At 72.1% G+C, this 25,663-nt stretch carries 21 protein-coding genes and 1 pseudogene; 6 read left to right on the forward strand and 16 right to left on the reverse strand.

The window, feature by feature from the left end:
• Nucleotides 1-48 precede the first annotated feature (48 nt).
• Entirely contained in the window at nucleotides 49-2,982 is a 2,934-nt protein-coding gene (locus OHS18_RS25210) for an AfsR/SARP family transcriptional regulator (RefSeq protein ID WP_328448583.1), read from the forward strand.
• 56 nt (nucleotides 2,983-3,038) lie between these two features.
• Here OHS18_RS25210 and OHS18_RS25215 read toward each other — a convergent pair whose 3' ends face one another.
• Both OHS18_RS25215 and OHS18_RS25220 read right to left on the reverse strand, forming a co-directional pair.
• Nucleotides 3,039-3,227, reverse strand: a complete 189-nt coding sequence (locus OHS18_RS25215) for a hypothetical protein (protein WP_328612618.1) — start codon at nucleotides 3,225-3,227, stop codon at nucleotides 3,039-3,041.
• Nucleotides 3,228-3,371: 144 nt separating this feature from the next.
• On the reverse strand, nucleotides 3,372-4,649 hold the full coding sequence (locus OHS18_RS25220; protein WP_328612619.1) for an MFS transporter: 1,278 nt from the start codon (nucleotides 4,647-4,649) through the stop codon (nucleotides 3,372-3,374).
• A gap of 71 nt (nucleotides 4,650-4,720) precedes the next feature.
• On the opposite strand from OHS18_RS25220, the gene OHS18_RS25225 reads away from it, so the two are divergent.
• Together OHS18_RS25225 and OHS18_RS25230 are read left to right on the forward strand one after the other, a co-directional pair.
• Entirely contained in the window at nucleotides 4,721-5,596 is an 876-nt protein-coding gene (locus tag OHS18_RS25225; RefSeq protein ID WP_328612620.1) for a LysR family transcriptional regulator, read from the forward strand.
• A gap of 103 nt (nucleotides 5,597-5,699) precedes the next feature.
• Nucleotides 5,700-8,948, forward strand: a complete 3,249-nt coding sequence (locus tag OHS18_RS25230) for a GH92 family glycosyl hydrolase (RefSeq protein ID WP_328612621.1) — start codon at nucleotides 5,700-5,702, stop codon at nucleotides 8,946-8,948.
• Nucleotides 8,949-9,050: 102 nt separating this feature from the next.
• Here the strand turns inward: OHS18_RS25230 and OHS18_RS25235 are convergent, their stop codons facing one another.
• From OHS18_RS25235 to OHS18_RS25250, 4 genes are all read right to left on the reverse strand, one after another.
• The gene (locus OHS18_RS25235; RefSeq protein WP_328612622.1) at nucleotides 9,051-9,599 is read right to left on the reverse strand and encodes an SLATT domain-containing protein; all 549 of its coding nucleotides are present in this window, start codon (nucleotides 9,597-9,599) and stop codon (nucleotides 9,051-9,053) included.
• A gap of 39 nt (nucleotides 9,600-9,638) precedes the next feature.
• On the reverse strand, nucleotides 9,639-10,697 hold the full coding sequence (locus OHS18_RS25240) for a glycosyltransferase (protein ID WP_328618575.1): 1,059 nt from the start codon (nucleotides 10,695-10,697) through the stop codon (nucleotides 9,639-9,641).
• A gap of 121 nt (nucleotides 10,698-10,818) precedes the next feature.
• Nucleotides 10,819-12,306, reverse strand: coding sequence for a serine/threonine-protein kinase (locus OHS18_RS25245; RefSeq protein WP_328612623.1), 1,488 nt, complete (start codon nucleotides 12,304-12,306; stop codon nucleotides 10,819-10,821).
• A 137-nt stretch (nucleotides 12,307-12,443) separates the two neighbouring features.
• A complete protein-coding gene (locus OHS18_RS25250; protein ID WP_328612624.1) occupies nucleotides 12,444-13,244 on the reverse strand; it encodes an inositol monophosphatase family protein in 801 nt (266 codons plus the stop codon).
• A gap of 27 nt (nucleotides 13,245-13,271) precedes the next feature.
• On the opposite strand from OHS18_RS25250, the gene OHS18_RS25255 reads away from it, so the two are divergent.
• The gene (locus OHS18_RS25255; RefSeq protein WP_328612625.1) at nucleotides 13,272-13,970 is read left to right on the forward strand and encodes a creatininase family protein; all 699 of its coding nucleotides are present in this window, start codon (nucleotides 13,272-13,274) and stop codon (nucleotides 13,968-13,970) included.
• Here OHS18_RS25255 and ribA read toward each other — a convergent pair.
• The 6 genes from ribA to OHS18_RS25285 are packed head-to-tail and all read right to left on the reverse strand — an operon-like array spanning nucleotide 13,959 to nucleotide 18,927.
• Complete coding sequence (gene ribA / locus OHS18_RS25260) at nucleotides 13,959-14,597, reverse strand: GTP cyclohydrolase II (RefSeq protein ID WP_328448555.1); 639 nt, start codon at nucleotides 14,595-14,597, stop codon at nucleotides 13,959-13,961. The genes OHS18_RS25255 and ribA overlap by 12 nt on opposite strands.
• Entirely contained in the window at nucleotides 14,594-15,616 is a 1,023-nt protein-coding gene (locus tag OHS18_RS25265) for a lysylphosphatidylglycerol synthase transmembrane domain-containing protein (RefSeq protein ID WP_328612626.1), read from the reverse strand. The genes ribA and OHS18_RS25265 overlap by 4 nt, the downstream gene beginning before the upstream one ends.
• Complete coding sequence (locus OHS18_RS25270) at nucleotides 15,613-16,473, reverse strand: class I SAM-dependent methyltransferase (RefSeq protein ID WP_328612627.1); 861 nt, start codon at nucleotides 16,471-16,473, stop codon at nucleotides 15,613-15,615. Before OHS18_RS25270 ends, OHS18_RS25265 begins: the two co-directional genes overlap by 4 nt.
• Nucleotides 16,470-17,537, reverse strand: a complete 1,068-nt coding sequence (locus OHS18_RS25275) for a glycosyltransferase family 4 protein (protein ID WP_328612628.1) — start codon at nucleotides 17,535-17,537, stop codon at nucleotides 16,470-16,472. The genes OHS18_RS25270 and OHS18_RS25275 overlap by 4 nt, the downstream gene beginning before the upstream one ends.
• A complete protein-coding gene (locus OHS18_RS25280) occupies nucleotides 17,534-17,932 on the reverse strand; it encodes a 6-pyruvoyl trahydropterin synthase family protein (protein WP_328612629.1) in 399 nt (132 codons plus the stop codon). Before OHS18_RS25280 ends, OHS18_RS25275 begins: the two co-directional genes overlap by 4 nt.
• Before the next feature lie 32 nt (nucleotides 17,933-17,964).
• Nucleotides 17,965-18,927 carry a zinc-dependent alcohol dehydrogenase gene (locus OHS18_RS25285; RefSeq protein WP_328612630.1) on the reverse strand — a complete coding sequence of 321 codons (963 nt, stop codon included), beginning with the start codon at nucleotides 18,925-18,927 and terminating at the stop codon, nucleotides 17,965-17,967.
• A gap of 69 nt (nucleotides 18,928-18,996) precedes the next feature.
• Between OHS18_RS25285 and OHS18_RS25290 the strand changes: the two genes are divergently transcribed.
• Entirely contained in the window at nucleotides 18,997-19,755 is a 759-nt protein-coding gene (locus OHS18_RS25290) for a CDP-alcohol phosphatidyltransferase family protein (RefSeq protein WP_328612631.1), read from the forward strand.
• Nucleotides 19,756-19,842: 87 nt separating this feature from the next.
• Here the strand turns inward: OHS18_RS25290 and ligD are convergent, their stop codons facing one another.
• Genes ligD through OHS18_RS25310 form a run of 4 tightly spaced genes read right to left on the reverse strand, consistent with a single transcriptional unit; the run spans nucleotide 19,843 to nucleotide 24,632 of the window.
• Nucleotides 19,843-20,799, reverse strand: coding sequence for a non-homologous end-joining DNA ligase (ligD, locus tag OHS18_RS25295; RefSeq protein ID WP_328612632.1), 957 nt, complete (start codon nucleotides 20,797-20,799; stop codon nucleotides 19,843-19,845).
• Between the two features lie 52 nt (nucleotides 20,800-20,851).
• Nucleotides 20,852-22,417: a hypothetical protein gene (locus OHS18_RS25300; protein ID WP_328448540.1), complete on the reverse strand. Its 1,566-nt coding sequence runs from the start codon at nucleotides 22,415-22,417 to the stop codon at nucleotides 20,852-20,854.
• A 49-nt stretch (nucleotides 22,418-22,466) separates the two neighbouring features.
• On the reverse strand, nucleotides 22,467-23,264 hold the full coding sequence (locus OHS18_RS25305; protein ID WP_328612633.1) for an oxygenase MpaB family protein: 798 nt from the start codon (nucleotides 23,262-23,264) through the stop codon (nucleotides 22,467-22,469).
• 60 nt (nucleotides 23,265-23,324) lie between these two features.
• Nucleotides 23,325-24,632, reverse strand: coding sequence for an FAD-binding oxidoreductase (locus OHS18_RS25310; RefSeq protein ID WP_328612634.1), 1,308 nt, complete (start codon nucleotides 24,630-24,632; stop codon nucleotides 23,325-23,327).
• A 92-nt stretch (nucleotides 24,633-24,724) separates the two neighbouring features.
• Between OHS18_RS25310 and OHS18_RS25315 the strand changes: the two are divergent.
• Nucleotides 24,725-25,631, forward strand: a pseudogene (locus OHS18_RS25315) (LysR family transcriptional regulator).
• Nucleotides 25,632-25,663: the final 32 nt, after the last annotated feature.

Raw genomic sequence — 25,663 nt, forward strand, 5'->3', positions numbered from 1 at the left:
ATTGCGCGATGTCATTTGCGGACAGCAAGCTGGCGCCGGGGAGGCCGCGTGGAGTTTCGGATGCTCGGCCCGCTGGAGGCGTGGCACGACGGCGTCCCGGTGCAGCTGGGTGACCAGCAGCAGCGGTTCGTCCTCGTCGTGCTGCTCCTGAACGCGAACAAGCCGGTGACGCCCGCCCGGCTCGCGGAGGTCGTCTGGGCCGGCCGGGAAGCCAAGCCCACCATGGTGCGCAGCTACATCAAGCGGCTGCGCGACGTCGTCCAGGACGCCGGCGACGTCGGCATCGAGACGACCCCGACCGGCTACCTGCTGCGGATCGGCGACGACCAGCTGGACACCATCCGGTTCGCCCGGCTGCGCGACCAGGCCACGGACGTCCGCGCCGAAGACCCGCGCCGCGCGATCACCCTGCTGCGCGCCGCCCTCGACCTGTGGCGGGGGAAGTTCCTCGAGGACATCGACATCGACCGGGTCGGCGGCGCCGACGTGATCTCGCCGGACGAGAGCTACCCCGACGCCGTCGGCGACCTGGCCGAGCTGGAGCTGGAGTCCGGCGACCACCGCTCGGCGCGCGACCGGCTGCGGCCGCTCGTCCAGGCCGACCCGGCCAGCCAGAAGCACGCCGAACTCCTGATCCGCGCCCTGCTCGCCGGCGGTGACCGGGCGGGCGCGCTGCGCGTGTTCACCAGCACCCGCGACGCGCTCGACGGCCTGCGCATGCAGCCCGGGCCCGTGCTGCGCAAGCTGGCCGCGCGCGCCGAACAGGGTGATCCGCCCAGCTCCCTGCCGACCCGGCCGGGCGGGTTCACCGGCCGCGCCGCGGAGCTCGCCGCGATCGAGTCCGCCGCCGCCACCGGGCAGCGCGCGGTCTGGGTCAGCGGTGCCCCGGGCGTCGGCAAGACCGGCCTGGCCGTCGAGTCCGCCCACCAGCTCCGCGACCGGTTCCCCGACGGGCAGCTGCTGGTCCGCCTGAACGGGTTCACCCCGGGCGTCGACGCGGTCGACGTCGGCGACGCCCTCACCGAGCTGCTGACCGAACTCGGCGTCCCCGCCGAACAGGTCCCGGCCACCGTCGGCCGGAAAGTCCGGCTGTACCAGGACACCCTGTGGGGCACGCGCACCCTGCTCGTCCTGGACAACGCCGCGACGCCGGAGCAGATCCGGCCGTTGCTGCCCGAGACGGACGGCTGCCTGGCCGTCATCACCAGCCGGCGGATGGGCGACGCGGACACCGGCGAGAACATCCGGCTTTCGCCGTTGCCGCCCGAAGAAGCGGCCGACCTGTTCCACCAGCTGACCGGCCGGGCGCGGGTGCGCGGCCGGACGAGCGAGGTCGCCGCCGTGGTCCGCCGGTGCGGGTTCCTGCCGATGCCCATCCGGGTCGCGGCCGCGCTGTTCCGGCGGCACGACCGGTGGCCCCTGACGCACCTGCTCGGGCTGCTCGAAGAGAACGGGCCGTGGGGCGCGGACAGCGAGAACGTCGACGGCACCGCCGCCGTCCGGGTGTCCTACCAGCAGCTCGGCGAGCCGCAACGCGCCCTGTTCCGGCTGCTCGGCAGCGTGCCGGGCCCGGTCGTCGGCGTCCCCGGCGGGGCGGCGCTCGCCGGCTGCGACGTCACCGAGGCCCGTCTGCTGCTCGACGACCTCCACGAGGTCAGCCTGCTGGAGGAGGCCGCGCCGGAGCGGTACCAGATGCTGGACCCGCTCAAGGAGTTCGCCGCCACCGAGCCGGCCGACCGCGAGGGCGCGCTGGTGCGGCTGCTCGACTTCTACCTCGTGACGCTGGCGGCCGCGGTCGGCGCCGCGTACCCGTTCGACAAGGCCCAGCTGCCGGCAACGGACCGGTCCTGCCCGGTGACGCCGGTTTTCGCCGACTCCGACGCGGGGCTGCGGTGGATCGTCGCCGAGCGCGACAACCTCGTGGCCGCGGTCCGGTACGCCGCCGACCGCGAGCTGCCCGAGCACACCTGGCGGCTGGCCGTGCTGCTGTGGCGCTACTTCAACACGACGAACCAGTTCGAAGACTGGATCGGCACCCTCGACCTCGCCTGGAAAGTCGTCTCCGCGGACCCGGGCAACGACCTGGGCCAGGCGCACGTGCTGCTCCGGCTGGCGACCGCGAACGACCGGCGCGGGCAGCTTTCGGAGGCGCTGGAGCTGGCCGCGCAGGCGCTGCCGAAGTGGCGCCGCCTCGGCGACGAGCGGGGCGAGGCGGCGACGTTGTGCGCGCTCGCCATTCCCACCATGGAGCTGGGCCGGCACGACCAGGCCATCGCCCACCTCGAGGCCGCGCTGGCCAAGTCCGAGAGGAGCGAAGACCCGCGGGGCCAGGCCCACGCGTTGAGCATGCTCGGCTACCTCAACGAACTGCACGGCAACTTCGACGTCGCCCTGGAGCAGCACTCGGCGGCTGCCCGGATGCTGCGCGAAGTCGGCCACATCCAGGGCGTGGCACACACGCTGAACAATCTCGGGTCCGTGCAGGAAAAGCTCGGCCTCCTAACGGATGCGCTGGCCAGCTACACCGACGCGCACGGCTACGCCGCCCGGATCGGGGACCACGTCGTCGAGGCGTACGCGCTGAACAACATCGGCAACGTGCACCGTCAGCAAGGCCGGTTCCCCCAGGCCGTGCGCTATCACGAGAAGGCGCGCGAGGTGGCGGCGAACGTGCCCGACGCCGACCTGCAGACCCAGCTCTACCTCGACCGCGGCACGACGGCCCTCGCCCAGGGCGCGCACCGGGACGCGCTCACCGCCGCCAAGTCGGCCCTGGACCTGGCCGCCGGCCACGGGAACCGCGCTTACGAGGCCCGCGCGCGGCACGACATCGCGAGGACGCTGCACGCGATGGGCGACCACGAAAACGCCGTCGCGTACTGGGCCGCCGCCGAAAGCGCGTTCGCCGAGCTCGATCTGCCGGAAGCCGGTGCGGTGCGCGAGGAACGCGCCGCTCTGGAGTGCGCCTGCCTCCTGCGGTGACGTCCCGCGTTCGCCGGACCGGCCGCGATTTTCGGTCACGGCCGGTCCGGCGCGGGTCACCCGTGCCAGGGGTTGCCGTTGGTGCCCGCGGGCGGCGGGGTGGTGCTGGTGGCCGGCGGGGGCGGGGTCCCGCCGTCGTCGCCGTCCGCGTACGCCGAGGTGGAACCGATCAGCGGCGCCGCCGCGATGATGCAGAACGCGAGCAACGGGCCACCGATTTTGGCCAGCTTCTTGGGCAAGGACATGACAAATCCTCCTTGGGAAAGGGTTTTTGATCCGGGTTTCGCGGAATTTCCGCGCCCTGCGATCAGGATTCGTCACGCACCCAATTCACGACAAGGAGTTAACTGTTGACTACCGAAACAGGAAACAGGAAACAGGCGCTGTCGTCAGGCCCGGAAACGGGCGACGATGGCCGCTCCGGCCAGCAATAAGACGCTCGCCACGGCGAGCGTGACCGCGGTCGTCGTCACGTTCAGCAGGGAGCCGAGAATCGCCACTCCCAGGACCGCGCCCGTTTGCCGGGACGCGTTCAACGCGCCGCCGGCGATGCCCGCCAGGTCCCGCGGGACCGAGCCGATCGTCGCCGTCAGCAGGGACGGGATGGCCAGCGAGACGCCGAAGCCCAGCAGGGCCAATGCGACCACCGAGAGTGCCGCGGAGGTGGCGAATGCCTGGAGCAGCGTCCCTGAAGACATCAGGAGGAAGCCCGCCGTCGCCGGGACCCGGGGGCCGATCCGGGCGACCAGGCGGCCGGTGAAGATGGGGTTGAACGCCGTCGGGACGGTCAGCGGCAGGAAGGCCAAGCCGGTCAGTGCCGGCGGGTAATGGCGGACCTCCTGGAAGTACAGCGACAAAACGAAAAGGACGCCGGAGAGTCCGAAATTCACTATCGCGCCCGCCGCCAGGCCCCAGGGGAATATCCGGTCCCGGAAGAGCCGCGCCGGAAGCATTGCGTCCGGACGGTGTTGGGAAATCACGAATGTCGCCGCCGCCAAGACCGTGATTCCGAGGGCGACGAGAACCGACGGTGAGGCCCAGCCGGAAGCGCTTTCGATCAAGGCGTACGTCAGCGCCGACAACGCGACGACCGTCGTCGTCTGGCCGAGCCGGTCGGTGCGGCCCGGTTTGGGCGGGGTGGTCGGCGCGCGGCGGGACAGGATCAGGGCCAGCAACGCCACCGGGACGTTCACCACGAAGATCGCCCGCCAGCCGAACGCCTCGGTCAGCACGCCGCCCAGCAGCGGGCCCGCCACCAGACCGGTTCCGCTCAGCGCCGCCCAGACGCCCATGGCTTTCGCGCGGGCCGCCGGAACCGGGTACGTCGCCGCGATGAGCGACAGGGAACTGGGAACCAGCAGGGCGCCGGCGACGCCCGAGAGGGCCCGGAGCGCGATCAGGACCGGGACCGACGGCGACAGCGCGGAGAGCAGCGAGAGCGCGGCGAATGCGAGCAGGCCGGTGCAGAAGATCCGCCGGGCGCCATGGCGGTCGGACCAGGCTCCCGCGGTCAGGAGGAACGCCGCGAACGTCAGCGTGTAGCCGTTCGAGATCCACTGCTGGCCGGACAAGGACGGGGAGAGGGCCGGAAGCGCGACCGTGACGATCGTGGTGTCCAGCATGACCAGGAAGTAGCCCAGCGAGAGGCCGGTGAGGAGTCTTGGCACGTCTCCGAGCCTGGACGCTCAGTGACATCGGCGGAAGCAGGGAGTTACGATGGCGGGTATCGGGAACTCCGATGGGGGACACCATGGAACTGCGCCACCTGCGCACCTTTCGCGTGGTCGCGCGGACGCTCAACTTCACCCGGGCCGCCGGTGAGCTGCACTACGCGCAGTCCAGCGTCACCGAGCAAGTGCAGGCCCTCGAGGCCGAACTGGGGACGCCGTTGTTCGAGCGAGGGCGACGCCTGGCGCTCACCGCTGCCGGGGAACGGCTCGTGGGGTACGCCGATCGGGTCCTCGCGCTGGTCGAGGAAGCCAAGGCCGCCGTGGACGACGAGCGTGGGGAACCGGACGGCGAGCTGACCATCGGCGCCCTGGAAACCCTGTGCGCGCAGTGGGTTCCGGAGATCTTCAAGGAGTACCGGACGCGGTGGCCGCGGGTGCGCGTCTCGCTCGTGGAAGCCGGCCGGGGCGAGCTGTACGCGGGCGTCCGGGAGTCCGAAATGGACGTTTGCTTCACCTTCGGTGACGCGCCGGCGGATCCTGCGCTCGCCAGTGAAGAGCTGGGCCGGGAACAGCTCGTCGTGATCGTGCCGGAGGGGCATCCCCTGGCGGGCCAGACGGAGATCCGGCCCGGCGATCTCCAGGGCGTCGGATTCCTCGCCACGCAAAAGGGCTGCGGCTTCCGGGAGATGCTGGACCGGATCGACGGGCCCGTCATCGAAGCCGAAGTCGGCAGCCTGGCCGCGCTTTGCCGGTGCGTCGCGCAGGGGCTGGGGTGCGGGATCGTGCCCGCGATCGTCGAGCACGCCGGTGCGACCGCCATTCCACTCGCCGGTGAGGACACCGCCGTCACCATGACCTGGCGGCGGCGGGACGAGCGCAAGCCGGGCATCGCCGCGCTGCTCACCACCGCGCGGAACCGATCGCCGCGGGAAGCGGCCGGTTGAGGGCTTCTCAAACGCCCATCGAGGTGGAAAGGTGCTCACCGGACCGAGAGCGTGACCGAAGGTCCGCTTCTGACAACGTTGTCATCTCCTGAGAGGTGCGCCCATGTGGTCGCAGAGCAGACGGTTGGCCGCCGCGGTGGCCGCGGGGGTGGTGGTCGTCGGCTTGGCGCCCGCCGTGGCGCAGGCCACGCCGGCACCGGCCGCCGATCCGGTGAGCCTGGTCAACCCCTTCGTCGGCACGCAGAACTTCGGCAACACCTTCCCCGGCGCGAGCGCGCCGTTCGGAATGGTGCAGGTCAGCCCCGATACCGGCGGGCAAGGTGGTTACGACTACCTGCAGAACGCGATCTACGGCTTCAGCCAGACGCACCTCTCCGGCGTCGGCTGCGGCGTGATGGGCGAGCTGCCGATCATGCCGACCACGGGCGCCGTCGACAACGTTGACAAGGACGCTTACAAGTCCACCTACAGCCATGACGACGAGCACGCCGAGCCCGGTTACTACCGCGTCGGCCTCAAGAAGTACGGCGTGAACGCCGAGCTGACGGCCACCGCGCGCACGGGCTGGCAGCGCTACACCTTCCCGTCGACCGGCCAGGCGAACGTCCTGTTCAACACCGGCCAGGCCAACCAGTCCGTGAAGGACTCCGAGATCCACGTCGTCGGCGACCGGACGCTCGAAGGGCGGGTCAAAGCCGGCGGGTTCTGCGCCGGGCACGACGAGCACACCGTCTACTTCACCGCCACCTTCGATCGGCCGTTCAGCTCCTACGGCACCTGGCGCGGCTCGACGCGCACCGACGGCAGCCGCGACGCCGCGGGCACCGGCGGCAACGGCGCCTGGGCGAGCTTCGACGCCACCACCGACCACGACGTCGTGCTCAAGGTCGGCCTGTCCTACACCGGGCTCGACGGCGCGCGGAAGAACCTGGCGGCGGAGACTAAGGACTTCGACTTCGACGCCACGAAGACCGCGCTGCACCAGCAGTGGGCCGACCGGCTCGGCGCGATCAAGATCGGCGGCGGCACCACCGAGCGGCAGACGGCGTTCTACACCGCGCTCTACCACTCGCAGCTGCACCCGAACCTCGCCGGCGACACCGACGGCACGTACACCGGCTTCGACGCCAAGGTGCACACCGCGAGCGGCTACACGCCGTACCAGAACTTCTCGCTCTGGGACACCTACCGCCCGCAGAACCAGTTGCTCGAAATGCTCGAACCACAGGTCGCGCGGGACGTCGCGCTGTCGGTCGTCGCCATCGGCCGCGACGGCGGCTGGCTGCCGCGGTGGGCGCTGGCCGAGAGCGAAACCAACATCATGACCGGTGACCCGGTGACGCCGTTCCTCGTCGAGGCGTGGTCGAAGGGCCTGCTCGCCGGGCACGAAGAAGAGGCGTACGCGCTGCTCAAGAAGAACGCGACGAGCACGCCGCCCGCCGAGTCGCCCTACAACGGGCGCTCCGGCGTCAACTACTACAACGACCGCGGGTACATCCCGAGCGGCCTGACCCTGGGTACGGACTGCGCAGCCAAGGGCGGCGACAACGACTGCGAGCACCCGGCGTCGGCGACCATGGAGTACTCCGCGGCCGACGCGGCGCTGGCGTTGATGGCTCGTGGACTGAACCACCAGGCAGACGCGCGGATGTTCGCCGACCGCGGCCAGTGGTACAAGAACCTCTGGGACTCCTCTACGCAAGCGTTCCGGCCGCGCACCACCGAGGGCACGTTCCTCACGCCGTACAACCCGGTCGACGCCGACCACCAGTTCCACGAAGGCGGCGCCTACCAGTACCAGTGGCTCGTGCCGCAGGACCCGGCCGGGCTCGTCTCGCTGATGGGCGGCAAGCCCGCGACGCAGAAGCGGCTCGACTCCTTCTTCGCCTACGACAAGCTGCTCACCGACCCGGCCGGCACCGCGCGCAACGACTGGATCGCCAGCCCGTACGACTACTACGGCAAGGCGACGTACAACCCGAACAACGAGCCCGACCTGCTCGCGCCGTACATGTACAACTGGGTCGGCGCGCCGGCGAAGACCGCGACGGTCGTCCGCGCGGCGATGACGCTGTTCACCACCGGCCCGGACGGCATGACCGGCAACGACGACCTCGGCACGATGTCGGCGTGGTACGTCTTCTCGTCGCTCGGGCTGTACCCGACGATGAGCGGCGCGAACTTCCTCGCCGTGTCGAGCCCGCAGTTCGAGTCGGCGACCGTCCGGATCGGACAGTACGGCCGGTCGCAGGGCGGCACGCTCACGGTGAACGCGCCGGGGGCGAGCGACACCAACCGGTACGTGCAGAGCGTGTCGCTCAACGGCCGCGACGTCCGGCAGACGTCGCTGGACTGGTCCGCGCTGGCGCACGGCGGGACGCTGAACCACAAGCTCGGGTCGAAGCCGTCTTCGTGGGGGACTTCGGCCGGCGCCCAGCCGCCGTCGGTGAACAACGCCGTCGGTGACCTGCGGCGGCACGTCGACGCGTCGCTGCGGCAGTCGTCCGTGGTGATCCCGTCGGGCGCGGCGCAGCAGGTGCACCTCGACCTGGACGTCCTCGCGCAGAACCCGCTGCTGCAGCCGGTGACGATTTCCGCGACCGCGCCCGCCGGGTGGAAGGCGAAGGTCCAGCCGGTCGACGTGATCTGGTCCGGACGGCTGCCGGTGCAGAAGACGGTGCCGATCACGGTGACGGTGCCCGCGAATGCCGCGGCCGGGACGTATCCGGTGCAGGTCAAGGTGGCCGGGCTGGGCGCGAACACGGTGACCCGGTCGGTGTCGATCGAAGTCCGGACGCCTTCGGCGTGCGTCTCGCCGGGCGCGCAGTGCGCGGTCGACCTCGGCCGCGACTACAACCACGACGGGACGGCGACGGTCGCGGCGTCGACGGAGGGCAACTTCGACGGCGGCGGCTGGAGCTACGACGCGTCGCTGCTGCCGGCGGCCGGACCGGTGACCTGGGACGGCGTCACGTACGCGGCGCCGGACGCGTCGGGGACGGCGGCGAACTTCGTCGAGGCGCGGGGTCAGTCGCTGCTGCTCCCGGCGGGTGCGCACGGTTCGCTGCGGCTGGTCGGGTCGTCGCACAACGGCCCGGTGACCACGACGCTGACCGCGCACTACACGGACGGCACGAGCGCCGACCTCGCCGCGACGTTCGGCGACTGGGCGGGATCGGGCAGCCCGGTGGTGCTCGAGATGCCGCACCGCATCAAGGCGGGCAGCGGCGTCGACGGCCCGCCGGTGCGCCTGTTCGGCGTCTCGGCGGCCCTGGACGGCGGGAAGACCCTGCAGTCGGTGAGCCTGCCGAACGACCCGCGGGTGGAGATCTACGCGCTCACCTTGGCATGAGCACTCGGTGAAAGCCGTGAAGGCCTCCTTACCGGCTCTTATGGCCGATAAGGAGGCCTTCACGGCTTTCCGGCCGCGTCGGGGGCGAACTTCGCGGGGAGGTCAGGACGGCCGGGCCTCCGGCTGCGGCGCCCGGTCGTGCTTCCGGAACTCCACCCACCGGCGGCTCACCTCGGCCCACAGATCCTGCTGTTCGGCGTAGAAGCCATCGAGCCGGTCCCGCCGGAGGTCCGCCGCCGGTGTGGTGACCAGGTAGTAGTCCATGTCGTCGCGCAGGCGGTTCATCCGGTACTGCGTCTCCTCCATGAGCAACCAGCGCGAACGCCAGGTGAAGAAGGTCTCCAGCCCGGCCAGCAGCGTGACCGCCGCGACCAGCGGCAGGGCGATCGACGCCCGCGCCGGGATCTCCGGGATACCGAGCACGATCGTGGACAGGCCGGTGAGCGCCAGCGTGGCGACCCGCACCTGCGAGGCGGGCCTCTTGAACCGCTTCTTGCGCGAATCGATCCACTCGATGTCCGCGGACACGAGATCGCGGAAACCGAGCAAGGCATCGCGTAGCGGCAGGTCGGGCTGCCGCCCGACCAGCTCCAGATAGCCTCGCTCGGACGCGAGTTCGGTCGGCGACGAGGTCCGGCGTCTGAGCCACATCGCGCCAGGTTCTCGAACCTCGCGCACCCGCGGCAAGGGTCAAGCCACGATGCGCGGCTCCGATGCCAGCCGCGACAGGACCTGCGTCAATCGCCGCGCCGCTACGTCCCACTCCTCCAGCGCACTTCCGCGGCCCAACGCCGCCGTGCGCAGGGAGCGGCGCAGTTCCGGGTCCGCGTACCAGCGGTGCAGCGCGTCCGCCAGGGCGAACGGGTCGTTCGGGGGCACCAGCAGGCCTGGCATCTCGCCGTCCGCGTCGACGCCCAGGGCGTCGTAGACCCCGCCGACCTCCGTGGCCAGGACCGGGATGCCGCGGGCCAGGGCCTGCGCGACGAACATGCCCGACGCGCCGCCGCGGGACGGGATGACCAGCAGGTCCGCCGCGTTGTAGGCGGCGCCCAGGTCGACCGCGTCGCCGGACAGGGTGATGCGGCCGCCCAGGCCGAGGCGCTCGATCGACCAGCCCAGCTCGTCGACGTAACCCGGGGACACCGCCAGCGAGCCGACGCAGACGCACGACAGCGCGAGGTGGTCGACCTCGCCGAGGGCTTCCACCAGCACGTCCTGGCCGTTGCGGCGGGTGACGTCGCCGACGCACAGCAGCCGGGACACGCCGTCCGCGCCCGCGGCCAGCGGGGCCGAGTCCGTGCCGGGCTTCGCCACGTAGACGCGGCTCGGGTCGAGGTCGTGGCGGTCGATCAGCAGCCGGGCCAGCCACGGGCTGGTCGCGACGACCATGCCGGCCATCCGCAGCGTCTCGCGCTCGCAGGCGTCCAGCTCCGCGCGGTGCGCCGGGTCGAGGCCGGGCTCGTCGGCGAGGGCCTGGTGGACCAGGACGGCCAGCCGCAGCCGCCGCGCGTGCGGGACGACGATCTCGGGGACGCCGGCCGCGATCATGCTGTCGAGCAGCACGACCGTCCGGTCGGGCAGCGCGGTCAGGGACCGCGCGAGCCGTCTGCGCGCCGTCGCGTCCGGCACCGGCCAGTCGCCGGCGATCGGCAGCTCCAGCACCGGCTGCCCGACGGCGGGCAGGTTCTGGCACATCCGCTTGTCGTACGAATCGCTGCCCGGCGGCGCCGCGGGCAGGATGAAGACCATCGGGTCGGCGGGCCTCATCGCGGACGCCGGGGCAGGGCGGTGGAATCGGACACGGCTACCTCCAGGCGCGGTCGACGACGATGACGGCTCATCTGTCACACGCGGGAGGTCGGCGAACGGTTCAGCTCTGGGCGTCGATCATCCAGACGCCGTTCACCTGGACCAAGGTGAACGTGTTCGTGTCGTTCTTGCTGCCGCCGCCCTTCAGCGCGTAGACGAGGTGGGCGGTGACGCGGCCCGGCCCGCTCTCCGAGACGCTCGTGACGTTGACCCCGCTGTACTGGCCCCAGAACCCCTCGTACGTCTGGAGGGTCTGGTGCTTGGACGCCTTGAAGCGATCCGTCAGCAGGCCCCAGGCCTGCGTGAGGTTACCCGGGAGCAGCGCGTAGTAGGCGGAGAGCGCCTGGGCCGCGGTCTTCGTCGACGACACCGGCGAGATGGTCGGTGACGTGGGCGGAGCCGAGGTCGACGGCGCCGACGTGGGCGCGGGTGTCGGGGACGGCGTGACCGAAGGCGTGACCGAAGCCGCGGTGGACGGCGCGAGCGACGCCGGCGGCGCGGCGTTGTCCTGCGGTGGCTTCTGGCGCACGACCAGCAGGATCGCGACGACGACCGCGACGCACAGCAGCGCCGCGCCCGCGCCGACGGCGATCATGCCCTTGCGCGCGCCGGGTGACACCGCGGCGACCTCGCCCGGCGGCGGGGGCGGGATGACGGCCGAGGCCGGCATGGCGGGTACCGCGGCCGGGGTTTCCGGGACGGTCGCCGCGAGCACGGCCTCCCCCGGCTCCTCGTCCGTCAGCAGCGCGCGCAGCTCCCGCTCGACCTCGTCCATCGACGGCCGATCGTCGGGTTCGGGGGCGAGCATCCGCAGCAGCAGGGGAGTCAGCCGCTCGGCCTTGACCGGCGGCTCGATCTCCCCGCTGGACGCCTTGTAGAGCAAGGCGATCGGGTTGTCCGCGGTGCCGTACGGCGTCGAGCCCTCGACGGCGGCGTACAGCGTGGCACCGAGGGAGAAGACGTCGGCGGCGAAGCTCGCGTCCTCGCCGCGGGCGATCTCGGGCGCGAGGTACGCGGGCGTTCCGGCGATCTCGCCGGTCGCGGTGAGCTTGACGTCACCGATCGCGCGGGAGATGCCGAAGTCGGTGATCTTCGCCGTGCCGTCGTCGGAGACCAGGATGTTGGCCGGCTTGACGTCGCGGTGCACGATCCCGACGCGGTGCGCGCCCGCCAGCGCGGAGCTGATCTGGGCGCCGACGCGGATGGCGTCGTCGACCGGAACCGGTTCCTCCTGGATCAGGACGGCGAAACTCTTCGACGGCAGGTACTCCATCACCAGCCACGGCCGGTCCTCTTCCTCGAGGACGGCGAACACCGTGATCGCGTGGGAATGCTGCAACCGGGCCGCGATCCGCGCCTCGCGCATCGCGCGGTTCTTGGCTTCTTCGGTGCGGTCCTCGTCGTGGTCGTGCGGCAGCAGGAGTTCCTTGATCGCCACCGTGCGGTCGAGCCGCTCGTCCTGCGCGCGCCACACCGTGCCCATCGCGCCGCCGCCGATCGGCTCGATCAGCCGGTACCGATCGCGGATCCGGCGACTTTCCACGAGCATCCACCATTCTCCGAAGCGGCCGACGGGATCCGGCCAGCATGCCAGGCTCATCCGCCGACCGGTACCAACGTAACCGAAAACCTTGCGCGGACAGTGCAATCACGTACGTGGCGCTGCCCACCGTGTACCCGGAAATCTTAACGAACAACCCCATGGGCACGATCAAGCGCGTCCACGATCTCCTTGCGCAGCCCGGCACCGACAGCGATCGTGGCCGCGGAATCGACCGAATGCTCGCTCCCGTCGCGGTCGACGACGGCGCCGCCGGCCTCGCGCACCAGCAGCACACCGGCCATCGTGTCCCACGGGTTGTTGGCCAGAATCAGTGCTGCGTCGAGCTTTCCGTCCGCCACCCACGCCAGGTCGATCGCCGCGCTGCCGTACATCCTGATCTTCTGCGCCCGCGCGCCCAGGTCCGAAAGGAGCAACAGCCGGGCGCGGTTCTTCTCGTCCGCGAGTTCACCGATCGCGAAGTCACCCACGGCGATCATGGCGTCCGACATCTCCGTCGCCGTGGACGCGCCGACCCGCTCTCCGTTCGCGAAGGCGCCTTCGCCTTCCGCGGCCGTGTAGGTGACGCCCAGGTACGGCAGTGTGATCGCCGCGACCGCGCTCTGCGCGCCGTCCACCAGCGCCAGGGAAATCCCGCACAGTGGAATTCCGCGCGCGAAGTTCGCGGTCCCGTCGATCGGGTCGAGCGCCCACCAGCGATCACCGTCGTCACCGCTGCGCCCGCGCTCCTCGCCGAGGACGCCGATCTCCGGCGTCTCGGCGGCGAGGAACTCGCGCAGCGCGTCCTCGACCGCCGTGTCGACGTCGGTCACCAGGTCACGATCACCTTTCGCGGAAACGGAAAAACTCGGGCGCGACCGGATGATCGCGGTCGCTCGCGCCACGGCCTCGCGCGCGACGTCCAGGAGTGCGGCATGCTCGCTCATGCCACCAACATAGAGAAGGGCCTCGCGATGACCGACCTGTTCCCGCTCACGACCACCGCCGACGAGCAGCGGCGGCGGGCGGCGGTCGCGGTGCTGCCGGTCGGCAGCTTCGAGCAGCACGGCGCGCACCTGCCGCTGGTGACAGACACGGTGATCGCGGCGACGCTGGCCCAGGCCGTCGCCGGCGCGTACCCGGTGCTGCACCTGCCCCCGCTTCCGATCTCCTGCTCGCACGAGCACGCCGCCTGGCCCGGCACGGTCAGCGTCTCCGCGCGGACGTTGCACGCTGTCGTCACCGACGTCGCGGATTCGCTCCGCGCGTCCGGCGTGGACCGGCTCGTGCTGGTCAACGGGCACGGCGGCAACTACGTACTGTCCAATGTGGTCCAAGAGAGCGCCGGCGGGATGGCGCTGTTCCCCGGCGTCGCGGACTGGCAGGCCGCGCACACCGCGGCCGGCCTGCGGACGTCACTGGACGACGACATGCACGCGGGCGAGCTGGAGACGTCGATCCTGCTGCACGCCCACCCGCACCTGGTCCGGCCCGGCTACGAGACGGCCGACCACGTCACCGACCGCGAACACCTGCTGACGCTGGGCCTGCGGGCGTACACGGAGTCGGGCGTCGTCGGCCGTCCGTCGCTGGCGACCGCGGCGAAGGGACACGTCGTGCTGGACACGCTGGTCCAGCGCTTCGCCGCCGTCCTGGAGGTGCTAGGCGCCTGACAGGTGCGGGAGCAGGTGGTCCATCCGCTCGGCCTTCGTCCGGAGATAGCGGAGGCTCTCCGGATTCGGCGGAACCAGCAGCGGAACCAGCTCACTGATCCGGATTCCGTAGCGGGTGAGCTGGTTGGCCTTTTCCGGGTTGTTCGACAGCAACCGCACCGAGCGGACCCCCAGGTCGGCCAGGATGCCGGCCGCCGAGTGGTAGTCGCGGGCGTCGATCGGCAGGCCGAGGGCCACGTTCGCGTCGACCGTGTCGAGGCCTTCGTCCTGCAGGCGCATCGCCTTGAGCTTGGCCAGCAGGCCGATGCCGCGTCCCTCGTGCCCCTGGACGTAGATCAGCACGCCGGCGCCCTCTTCGACGATCCGGTCCAGGGCCGCCGCGAGCTGGTCGCCGCATTCGCAGTGCGTCGAGGCGAAGACGTCGCCGGTCAGGCACTCGCTGTGGACGCGGGTGAGCGTCCCGAGCTCGGTGATGTCCCCGTGGACCAGGGCGACCTGCTCGGTGCCGGTCCGGTCGAGGTAGCCGACCGCGCGGAAGGTCCCGTGCCGCGTCGGGAGCCGGGTGTCGACCACCCGCTCGACCACGGCCCGGTGCGGCAGGTTTTCGACGGCTTCGCTTGCGGTCATGACTTCAATCCCATCTCCGATTCGACCGGAACGTCGGCCGCCGTGCGCGGGGCGGGAACGACTGTTCCGGCGTGCGGAGCACGGGCCAGGCGGAACCCGGCGACGCTCCGGACGAGCAGGACACCGGCGCCGGGCAGGCTCGCGACCAGCGTGAGCACGCCGTAGACGACGGCGACGGTGACACCTTGGGCGGCCCCGAGACCGGCCGCGCCGAAGAGCAGGGCGCAGACGCCCTCTCGCGGCCCGAAGCCGCCGACGTTGAGCGGGAGACCCATCGCGAGCAGCGCGAGGATCATCAGGGGCAGCAGCTGCCCGACCGGCGCGGCCACCCCGGCCACGCGGGCGGCGACGACGAACAACGCCAGGTGCCCGGCCAGCGTCGCGACCGACAGGAGGCCCACGGCGGGCCACGTCTCGCGGGTCAGCAGGCCGAGGCGGACGTCGGCGAGGGTGGCGGCGAAGCCGCGGCGCACCTTCGACGGGCTGTGGATCCAGCGGCCGCCGGCCACCCGGCCGACCACCACCGCGGCGACCGCGAGCAGCACCACGACGACCCCGCAGAGCGTCACGACCTGGCGGAACGCGCCCGGCACGACCCCCGGCCAGGCCAGCACGACGGTGACGGCGGAGCCGATCAGCACGACCTGCCCGGCCGTGCGTTCGAGGACGACGGCGCGCACGCCGCGCGGCACGTCACCGGACTCGCGGCCGTGCTGCACCGCGCGGTGGACGTCGCCGAGGACGCCCGCGGGCAGCACGCCGTTGAGGAACAGCGCGCGGTAGTAGTCGCCGACCGCGGTGCGCAGGGAAAGCCGCAGGCCGAGCCGGGTGGCGACGATCTGCCAGCGGCCCGCGCTGAACAGCGTCGTCGCGAAGCCGATGCCGAGCGCGGCCAACACGCCGACGGTGTCGATCCGGCCGAGGCCGTCGAGGAAGGCGTCGCTGCCGAGCTGCCAGACGAGCACCGCGAGGATGCCGACGGCGCCGAGGATGCGCAGCCAGGCGAGCGCGCGCTTCACGCCGCCACCTCCAGGCTCGGCGGCAGGACCAGCAGGTCGCCGTGGTGGATCACCGCGTGCAGCTCGTGGGACTGTGCCATCTCGAGCCGGCGCTGCAGGTAGACGTCGGCGGCCGGGAGCAGGTCCGGGACCTGCTCGACGGCGGCGCCCACCCAGCCGCGCAGCCACTGGCGCTGCAGTTCGGCCTGGTCGGGTCCGAGGCGCCAAGCGCTTTCCGCGCGGAGCACGGTCGCGCCGAGCCGGCCGAACGCGGTCGCGGCGACGTCCAGGGCGGCCGGGCCGAGCAGGCGGCGGCCTCCGGTGATCCGGCGCTGGTGGGCGTTGAACGCGGCGGCGATCTCGTCGTCGAGCGGGTCGGCGGGCGACAGCTCGACGCGGCCGTCCACCGAGAGCATCAGCAGCGCCGCGCAGCCGGCCCCGACGATGGCGCCGGCCAGCGCGGTGACCTCGTCCTTGGTCAGCAGGTCGAGCAGCGCGGACGCGGTGACCAGCGACGTCCCGTCGAGGTCCGGCGCGCGCAGCGCCGTGACGTCGCGCTGTTCGGTGACGACGTCGACGGGGCTGCCGTCGAGCGCGGTCCGCGGCAGGCCCGCCCGGGCGTGGGCCAGCAGGGCGGTGTCGTGGTCGTGCAGGATCCAGTGCTGGGTGCCGGGCAGCCGCGCGGCCAGCCAGCGGCCGAGCGAGCCGGTGCCGCAGCCGAGGTCGCGGATGACGACCTCTTCGTCGTCCGGCAGGAACTCCCGGAGCGGTTCGAGCAGCTGGGGCGCGCGGGCCGCCGCGTCGGCGGGTTCCCGCAGGCTCAGCCACTCGGGCGAGTAGGCACTCGTGTCGCATGATTCACTCGCAAGCTCGCTCATGCCGCCGCCTCCTGCCGCTGCAGCACCTCGGCGATCCGGCGCGCGGTGTCGTCCCAGCTGGTCAGCGTCTCGCGCCGCAGCGCCGCCGAGGTGCGCAAGCGCTTGCGGAGCTCGGCGTCGGTCAGCCAGCGCCGCAACGCGGCTCCGAGCGCGTCGACGTCGTCACCCGGCACGAGCATCCCGGGCACCGAGCCGTCCGGCGCGACACCGACGGTGTCCGGCAGCGCGTCGACGTCGGTGGTCAGCACCGGCACGCCGTGAGCGAGGGCTTCGGTGACGACCATGCCGAACGTCTCGGCGCGCGAAGGCAGGACCAGCAGGTCGGCGGTGTGGTAGGTCGCGGCGAGCGCTTGACCGGACCGCGGACCGGTGAGGGTGAAGCGGGCGCCGAGGCGGTGCTCGCGCAGGCGCTCGACGTACTTGGTCTCGCGGCGGATCCCGCCGACACATTCGCAGGTCCAGCGCAGGTCGGCGACGGTCTCGAGAGCCTGGGCGAGCACACCCTGGCCCTTGCGCGGGGTCACGTTGGCCACGCAGACCAGCCGCGACATCCCGTCGGTGCCGATCGACAGCGGCGCCGGGTCGACCCCGGGCGTCACGGCGTGGACGCGGTGCGGCGCCAGGCCGTGGTGGCGGATCAGCCGCCGCGCGGCCCACTCGCTGGTCGCGATCACCGAGCTCGCGGCGTGCAGCGTCTCGCGCTCCAGCGCGTCCAGCTCGGCGGCGAGCGCGGGCGGCAGGCCGGTCTCGTCGGCCAGCGGCAGGTGCACCAGGACCGACAGCGACAACCGGCGCGCCTGCGGGACGATCACCTCGGGCACCCCGCACGCGACCAGGCCGTCGAGCAGCACGGCGGACCCGGCGGGCAACGCGGAGAGCAGGTGGCCGAGGACCGCGCGGGCCTCGGTGTCCGGGCGCGGCCAGGACCCGCTGACGGCGATCTCGTGCACCTCGAGGCCGGCCGCGGCGAGGCCGTCGCACAGCCGGCGGTCGTAGACGTTGCCGCCGCTCGGGACGGTCACGTCGTCGACGTCGCCGGGCAGGATCACGTAGAGGCCGCTCACAGCGCACGCTCGTAACTCGCCCAGGCGACGTGCGATTCCTTCAGCGAGACGGTGATGCCTTCGAGCCCGCGCGCGCCTTCGCCGAGGCGTCCGGCGTGGACCGCGTCGGCGAGGCGATCGGCGATGACCTTCGCGAGGTACTCGGTGGAGGTGTTGATGCCCTTGAACACCGGCTCGTCGTCGAGGTTGCGGTAGTTCAGGTCGCTCAGCACCGCCCCGAGCTCTTCCGTGGCCTTGCCGATGTCGACGACGATGTTGTCCTCGTCGAGGTCGGTGCGGCGGAAGGTGGCATCCACCACGAAGGTCGCGCCGTGCAGGCGTTGCGCGGGTCCGAAGACTTCCCCGCGGAAGCTGTGGGCGACCATCACGTGGTCACGGACGGTGATGCTGAACACCAAGACCTCCGATGCGTTCGGGGTGGACGTGGTTACTGCGGCTGATACATGACACGGAGGCAGCGGGCGGAAAGTTCATTCGTGGCCAACCGGGGTAACACCGACGGCAGGTCGTCAAACGCGCATTCGCCGTTGACCAGCGCCTCGAACGCCGGATCGGCCAGGAGATCGAGAGCGACGCCGAGCCGCTGCGCGTAGTCGCGATCCGGGCGCGCGACCGTGCCGACCTGGCTGCTGCGGATCGTCAGCCGCCGCGAGTGGAAGTTCTCGCCGAGCGGCACGCTGACCTTCCGGTCGCCGTACCAGGACAGCTCGACGACCTCGCCCTCCGGCGCGAGCAGCTCCAGCGCCTTCGCGAGACCGGCCTCGGACGCGCTCGCGTGCACGACGAGGTCGCAGTCACCCAGCGCTTCATCCGGCGTCGAGAAGTCGACACCGAGTGCGTCGGCGATCTCTTTCTGCCGCGGGTCGACGTCGATGAGCTGCACGCGCGTCGCGGGGAAGCCGGACAGGAGCTTCGCGACGCTGGAGCCGACCATCCCGGCGCCGATCACGGCGATCCGGTCGCCGAGCCGCGGCCGCGCGTCCCACACGGCGTTCACCGCGGTCTCGACGGTGCCGGCGAGGATCGCGCGGCCAGGCGGGACGGCGTCGGGCACGAGGGTCACGGCGCTCGCCGGGACGACGTACGCGGTCTGGTGCGGGTAGAGGCAGAAGACGGTCCTGCCCCGGAGCTCACTCGGGCCTTGGTCGACGACACCGACGTTGAGGTAGCCGTACTTGACCGGGCCGGGGAAGTCGCCCTCCTGGAACGGCGCGCGCATGACGTCGTACTGGCTCGCCGGGACGCCACCGCGGAACACGAGGGTTTCGGTGCCGCGCGAGACGCCCGAATACAGCGTGCGCACAAGGACTTCGTCCGGTCCGGGGTCGCGCAGTGTCACGGACCGGATCTCGCCCTCGTCCGGCTTTTGAACCCAGAAAGCGCGTTCCACGTGTTTCTCCTAGCAGGCGGCCGGAGGCTGGTGTCGCCGCCACCCTATGAGCATTTCTCGGAGCGGACGATGATCAAGCAGGGACTTCTCCTACGCGCGGCGGTGCCGGCGTGGGTGCTCGCCGCCGGGGCCGTCGCCGGTGGCCTCGCGCCGATCGCCTGGGCGACCGGGCTCGTGTTCGGCGTCGCGCTGGTGCTGCTGACGGGCTGGGGCCTGCGACGCACCGGCCGTGGCGGCTTCGGCCCGGCGGACTGGATCACGTTCGCCCGGGCGACGCTGGTCGGCTGCGCCGCGGAGCTGATCGCGGACGCCCACCAGCCGATCGCGTGGCTGGTCGCGCTCATCGCCGTCGCCCTGGCGCTGGACGGCGTCGACGGCCAGGTCGCCCGCCGCACCGGCACGTCGTCCGAGTTCGGCGCACGCTTCGACATGGAGGTCGACGCGTTCCTGATCCTGCTGCTGTGCGTCCAGGTGTCGGAGAAGCTCGGCCTGTGGGTGCTGGCGATCGGCCTGATGCGCTACGCGTTCGTCGCGGCTTCGTGGGCGATGCCGTGGCTGACCGCGCCGCTCTACCCGAGCATGGCGCGCAAGACGGTGGCCGCGGTCCAGGGCGTGGTCCTGGTGGTGGCGGTGTCGGAAATCCTGCCGGTGGCGTGGACCTTCGCCGCGGTGGCCGTCGCGCTGGCGTCGCTGGTCTGGTCCTTCGGCCGCGACGTCGTCTGGCTGGCCCGGCACCGCGTCCCGGCAGCCCGCCCGGCCGCAATCGTGGTCCTGACCCGCCGCCTTGCCCACGGCACGGCCGCACCGGCCCACAACCAGGCCGCTTAGCCCCGGCTCCAAGTCCGTGAAGGCCTCCTTGAGGGACTCTGAGTCCCTCAAGGAGGCCTTCACGGACTTGGACGGAACCCTGGAACTTCAGCCGGACTCGCGGGCGGCCTTGGCGCGGCGTTTGCCCTCGTGCATCGCGGCCACCCGGGCGATCGGGATCGTGTGGCCCTCCTCGACCAGATCCGCCGGCAGCACGAACGGCTCCGGCATCTCCTCGGTCCACGGGTCGCCGTCGGCCAGAAGACCCGGCGCCGTGTGCACCGTGAAGTCCGACGGCTTGACCCCGTCCAGGTCGGCCCAGCGGACCGGGAACGACACCGGCGCGCCCGGGCGGTTGCGGGGGCTGTAGACGCAGACGACCGTGCCGCCGCCGGAGCGGGTCGAGTCCAGGAAGACCTTGCCCTCACGGCGTTCCTTGACGAACTCCGTCGTGCCGCGGGCCGGGTCGATGCGCTCGGCGCGGGCCGCGACCGCGCGGGTGGCCGCCGCGATGTCCTCGGTCGACTGGCCCGGGGCGAGCGGGATGAAGACGTGCAGGCCCTTCGAACCACTGGTCTTGACGGCGCCGTCGAGGCCGTCGGCCTGCAGTGCCTCGCGCACCAGCTTCGCGGCGTCGATCGCCAGCGTGAACGGGCCTTCCTCCGGCGGGTCGAGGTCGAGGACCAGGTGCGTCGGCCCGGTCGTGGGCTCGCCGCGGAAGAGCGTCACGTGGTACTCGATCGCCCGCTGGTTGCCGAACCAGATCAGCGTGCGCAGGTCGTTGCCCAGCGCGTAGATGACTTCGCGGCGCGAGCGGTCGGCCCACAGCGGCATCCGCTCGACCCAGTCCGGCGTGTACTTCGGCAGGTTCTTCTGCATGAACGGCCCCTGGCCGCGCAGCACCCGCACCACCGACAGCGGCCGGTCGCGCAGCTCCGGCAGCATCCGGTCGGCGACCGCTTCGAGGTAGTCCAGCATCTCGCGCTTGGTGGCCCCCGCGCCGGGGAAGACCTCCTGGTCGAGACTGCTCAACTTGACGCCGTGACGGAGCTCATCGCTGCTCATCGGCCCACCTTCGCGCCCGCGCGCGAAGCGGTCAACTCGCTGCGAGCCTTCTTCAGAACGGCAGCTGCGAGCGCAGCCGGTCCAGCCAGCGGTCGACGGTGTCCTCCGGCCGGCCCGGGTCGTTGGCCTGCCCGGCCGTGTCGGCCTGCCGCCGGACGTGCTCGCCGATCGTGTCCGCGTACTGCGGCAGCGCGTAGACGTCCTGCCAGTAACCCGCGCGCATCTCGACGGCCGCGACCTTCTGGTAGCCCACGGTCGCCCGCGGGAAGTCGAAGCCGTAGCGCTTGCCCTCGGGCTCCGGGCCGTTCGCGGTCACCACGATGACCGTCGGGTGCGCCTGCATGACGACCTGCGTCGGGTCCGCGCCACGGGAGATCTTCGGGTCGTTGAGGCCGATGTAGTCGATCGACTGCCAGCCGCTGTAGTACGGGATCGCGCCCGCGTCGGTGACGGCGAGGCTGCGGGCCGGCGCCGGGACGTCGGCCTCGGCCAGGCCCTTGCCGATCGCGATGTGCGCGCGTTGCAGGTCGGGGCCGTAGTTCGCGATCACGCCGAGGTCGGGCGCGCTCGCGCCGGCGACGGCCGACCAGCCGACGGCCACCAGCCCGAGCAGGGCGCCGACGACCCGCGGCGCCAGCGTCCCGGCGGCGATCCCGGCACCCAGGCAGAGCACGGGGATCGCGTGGTCGGCGAAGCGGTCGAGGTAGTCCATGGTCGGCCCGGACACCGCGTACGTCACGTACGTGACCGCGACGGTCACCACGAGCAGCGCGCCGATCGCGCGCGTCGCCTTGCGGAGCAGCAGCGAGAGCGTCAGCAGCAGGAGCGGGAGCAGCAGCAACGTCGTGTGCTTGGTCCAGATCCAGCCGGAGTCGAGGTTGCCGAACTTGACGTAGAAGGTGTTCGGCAGCAGCTGGCCGTAGAACCGCCAGCGCCACACGAAGTACGCGGCGCCGACGACGACCGCGCCGCCGCTCCACCACCAGCGCGCGGCCCCGCGTTCGCGCCAGAACCACAGCAGGAAGACCGGCAGCGCGGCCAGCACGCCTTCGGGCCGGAGCATGCCGAGCAGGAGCAGCAGGACCGGCGGCTCCCAGACGCGCACGCGTTCGTTCGCCAGTACCCGCAGGCCGAGCACGACGACGCGCAGCAGCACCGCGGCGAACGCGGCCGTCTCGAGGCCGGCCGTGATGTGGAAGTAGGTCGGGAGGAACACGACGTACGCGCCCGCGCCGACCAGCACGCCGGTGAGGCCCGCGCGGCGGTGGCCTTCGCGGATGAGCAGGTACAGCGTGCCCAGGCCGAGCAGCAGCGACGTCACCTTGGTGAACAGCGGCAGCGCCAGCCCGAGCCACGCGCCGAGCCCGGACCAGACGACCCAGGCGAAGTTCGTGAAGCCCTCGACGCGCGGGCCGTCGACGTTCCACACCGGGCCGTGCCCGGCCGCGAAGTTCGCCGAGTAGCGGAAGCTGATGAAGGCGTCGTCGATCGTGAGGAACCAGGCCGCCCAGGCGCCGACGAGGAAAAGAGCCGCCAGGAGCACCGAAACGGCGATCAGCGGGCCGCGGCGGGCCGGCGCGGTCACCGGCGGTTCGACGTCCGCCTCGATCGCCGTCATGGAATCCCCTCGGGTGGCCGGTGTCGACCCGACACTGTAACGGGGCGATTCAGACCGGCGGACGCCCGGTGCGCAGCCGGCGGCGCAGGTCCCAGAGGCAGAGGTTGTAGGGGAAGCGCCGCAGCGGGCCGGGGCTCAGCCGGACCAGCACGCCGACGCGGCGCAGGAGCGCGTCGAACCGGCGCTGATCGGCCGGGGTCCAGTTCAGGCGCATCTCGGCGCGGAAGCGCGGCGGCAGGAAGCCGGTGGTGACGAACCGGTGGAAGCGCCGGCCGGGCGCGGCCGCGACCGGGTGCAGGAACCGCAGGTCGACGAGGTCGGTGAGGTACCGGCGGACGGTGTCGTCGATGGCGACCTCGGCGAGCCCCCGGGTCCAGTACTCCTCGAACGCGTCGCGGTCTTCCGGCCACATCCCGGGCCGGACCTGCAACGTCGTGCCGAGCGCCGCGGCTTCGCGGTAGAAGCGCTCCGGGGCGCCGCCGAGGAACGCGAGGTGGACGTCCTCGAAGCCCTTGTAGAGGCAGGCGGCGACCCAGAGCTGGAGATCGGTGTCGAACGCGTTGTAGGCGACCGGGCTGTCCGGGTCCGAGTGGACCTGCGCGTGAGCCTGGTCGACGCCACGGCGGTAGGCCGCGCGCTCGGCGTCGGTGCCCATCGTGGCGACGGCGATATAGGTGAGCGTGGTCCGCGTCCGCTTCACCGGGTGCCGGAAGAGGTTGCCGCTGTCGACCTTGCTCTCCACCACGCCGTGCCCGACGGGGGCCCGGGACAGCTGCATGATCACGTTCGCGCTGGCGGCCAGCAGCCCGGCGCCGAGAACGGCGTCCCGGAGGGCGGTCGCGGCCATGGGCACGCCTCCTCGCCTGAGCGGGTTCCGCCCTCAGGAAACGCCGCTGTTGACGTCGTGTCAAGAACCGAAGGTGGCCTTCGGGTCGTACTCGCGCTTCAGCTCCCGCAACCGCCGCAGGTCATCCGCCGGGTAGACGCTCTCGGCGACCTCCGCCGGGTCGTGCTCGCCGTACACGAACGGCAGCAGCCGCCCGCTCGACCACGGTGTCAGCGCGTCGAACAGCTTCGCGTGCGCCTTGCGGACGGGCTCGATCCCGGCCTCGACCACCGAAAGCGCCCGGACGACGAACTCCGCCTGCCTGTCCCAGCCGACCCCCGGCACCTCCGGCGGCCGGGTGAGCGCGCCGCCCAGCCGGTCGACGATCAGCACCGTGCCGACCTCCGCGCCGGGGCCGGCGTGTTCGACGATCGCGTCGAGCATGGCGTCGTTGAGCTGGGTGACCGTCGTGTTGGTGCCGTGGTAGCCGTGCGGGTGCGGCGGCTCGGCCGCGATCGAGCCGGACTCGCTGAACGGCATCCGCTTCAGCGTGTCCATCAGCGCCGGCGCCGCGGCCCGCAGCGGCGCGACGAGGTCGTCCCCGCCGTCGCCGAGGTAGGCGACCCGGACGTGCGCGATGTGCTTGCCGCGCAAGGGTTCCGGCACCATCGGCAGGTCGGGGTACGGGATCATGGCGAGCGACGTCGTGAGCGTGTCGGGTGCGCTCGACGCCCACGTGCGCCAGGCCCGCAGCACGGCGGGGATGTCCGCCGTGTCGAAGTAGAGGCCACCGCCGTACAGCTCGGTGACCGGAACCAGGTCCACTTCCAGCGCGGTGACGATGCCGAAGTCCGCCCGGCCGCCGCGCAGCGCCCAGAACAGGTCCGAACCCGCCTCGACGTGCCGAAGCGAGCCGTCGGCGGTCACGACGTCGATCGCGCTCACGTGGTCGGCGGCGCGGCCGTACTTCCGGGCCATCAGCCCGAAGCCGCCGCTGAGCGTGTAGCCGACGACGCCGACGTCCGGCGACGAGCCGCTGAGCGGGGCGAGCCCGTGCTTCGCGGCGGCTTCGAGCACCGCGCCCCAGCGGACCCCGGCCTCGACGCGGGCGGTGCCGGCCTCGGCGTCGATCTCGACGCCGGCCAGCCGGCGGGTGCTGATCAGCAGTCCTTCGGTACCCGCGGTCAGGCCGTGGCCGGTGGCCTGCACGGAGACGCGCAGGCCGTGGGCGGCGGCGAACCGGACGGCGGTGACGACGTCGTCGGCCGTCTCGGCGCCGACGACCACGGCGGGCGCGGTGGCGACGGCGAGCTGGAAGCCGGCGACCTCGTCGTCGTAGCCGTCCTGACCGGGCCGGAAGACCTGGCCGGTGAGCGGGGTGACGTCCATCGTGAACTCCTCCTTCGGTGCTCCCTCCACCTTCGGCCCGCGACGATCAGAAGTCCAAGATCTGGCTTTTATCCCGGCTAGAATCAGTGCTTATGGAACTGCACCAGCTCGCGTACTTCGTCGCCGTCGCGGAGGAAGGCAACTTCACGCGCGCGGCGGAGCGGCTGCACGTCGCCCAGCCCGGGGTGAGCGCCCAGATCCGGCGCCTCGAGCGGGAGCTGGGGCAGGAGCTGCTGGACCGCTCCGGCCGCACGGTGCGGCTCACCGACGTCGGCGCGGCCGCGCTGCCCCACGCCCGGGCCGCGCTCGCGGCGGTGCGGGGCGTGCACGAGGCCGTCGACGAGCTGGCCGGGCTGGTCCGCGGCCAGGTCGCGCTCGGCGCCGTGACGTCGGCGGGGCCGGTCGGGCTGCCGGACCTGCTGGCCGGCTTCCACGAGCGGTACCCGGCGGTGGAGATCACGCTGGCCGAGGCCCAACTCCGACACGATGCTGACGGCGCTGCAGGAGGGCCGGCTCGACCTGGCCGTGGTCGGTCTCGCGGCGGAGCCGCCGCCGGGCATCACGACGCAGGTGCTGATCGACGAGCCGTTCCTGGCCGTCACGGCGCCGTCCGGGCCGCTGGCCGACCGCGCGGAAGTCGCGCTGGCCGACCTGGCCGGGCCGCCGTTGATGGCCCTGCCGAAAGGCACCGGCCTGCGCACGGCGCTGGACCGGGCGTTCGCGGCCGAAGGGCTGACCCCGCGGATCGCGTTCGAGGCGGCCGACCCGAACGTGCTGGTGCAGCTGGCGGTGCGCGGCCTCGGCGTGGCGGTGGTGCCGGAATCCCTGGCCCGCTACCACGAAGGTGACGTGCGGGTGATCGACATCGTCCGGCCGCGGCTGCGCGGCGTACTCGCGCTGGCCTGGCGCGATCAGGGCCCGATCGGACCGGCGGCCCGCGCCCTGATCGCGTTCGCCCGGACGCGCTTGCCCCGCCCCACACGGCCGGGGCGGCCGTAGCCACGCCCTATACTCGCCCCCGACTGTCACAC

Origin of the sequence: Amycolatopsis sp. NBC_00355 (assembly GCF_036104975.1) — a bacterium.
Taxonomy (GTDB): domain Bacteria; phylum Actinomycetota; class Actinomycetes; order Mycobacteriales; family Pseudonocardiaceae; genus Amycolatopsis.

Excerpts from the sequence above, each read along its gene's own strand:
- OHS18_RS25290 (WP_328612631.1), top strand. The coding sequence starts at position 18,997 with ATGATCAAGCAGGGACTTCTCCTACGCGCGGCGGTGCCGGCGTGGGTG.
- OHS18_RS25305 (WP_328612633.1), bottom strand. The coding sequence starts at position 23,264 with ATGGCCGCGACCGCCCTCCGGGACGCCGTTCTCGGCGCCGGGCTGCTG.
- OHS18_RS25310 (WP_328612634.1), bottom strand. The coding sequence starts at position 24,632 with ATGGACGTCACCCCGCTCACCGGCCAGGTCTTCCGGCCCGGTCAGGAC.
- OHS18_RS25230 (WP_328612621.1), top strand. The coding sequence starts at position 5,700 with ATGTGGTCGCAGAGCAGACGGTTGGCCGCCGCGGTGGCCGCGGGGGTG.
- OHS18_RS25215 (WP_328612618.1), bottom strand. The coding sequence starts at position 3,227 with ATGTCCTTGCCCAAGAAGCTGGCCAAAATCGGTGGCCCGTTGCTCGCG.
- OHS18_RS25245 (WP_328612623.1), bottom strand. The coding sequence starts at position 12,306 with ATGCTCGTGGAAAGTCGCCGGATCCGCGATCGGTACCGGCTGATCGAG.
- OHS18_RS25225 (WP_328612620.1), top strand. The coding sequence starts at position 4,721 with ATGGGGGACACCATGGAACTGCGCCACCTGCGCACCTTTCGCGTGGTC.
- ribA (WP_328448555.1), bottom strand. The coding sequence starts at position 14,597 with ATGACCGCAAGCGAAGCCGTCGAAAACCTGCCGCACCGGGCCGTGGTC.
- OHS18_RS25250 (WP_328612624.1), bottom strand. The coding sequence starts at position 13,244 with ATGAGCGAGCATGCCGCACTCCTGGACGTCGCGCGCGAGGCCGTGGCG.
- OHS18_RS25270 (WP_328612627.1), bottom strand. The coding sequence starts at position 16,473 with ATGAGCGAGCTTGCGAGTGAATCATGCGACACGAGTGCCTACTCGCCC.
- OHS18_RS25235 (WP_328612622.1), bottom strand. The coding sequence starts at position 9,599 with ATGTGGCTCAGACGCCGGACCTCGTCGCCGACCGAACTCGCGTCCGAG.
- ligD (WP_328612632.1), bottom strand. The coding sequence starts at position 20,799 with ATGAGCAGCGATGAGCTCCGTCACGGCGTCAAGTTGAGCAGTCTCGAC.
- OHS18_RS25300 (WP_328448540.1), bottom strand. The coding sequence starts at position 22,417 with ATGACGGCGATCGAGGCGGACGTCGAACCGCCGGTGACCGCGCCGGCC.
- OHS18_RS25240 (WP_328618575.1), bottom strand. The coding sequence starts at position 10,697 with ATGGTCTTCATCCTGCCCGCGGCGCCGCCGGGCAGCGATTCGTACGAC.
- OHS18_RS25255 (WP_328612625.1), top strand. The coding sequence starts at position 13,272 with ATGACCGACCTGTTCCCGCTCACGACCACCGCCGACGAGCAGCGGCGG.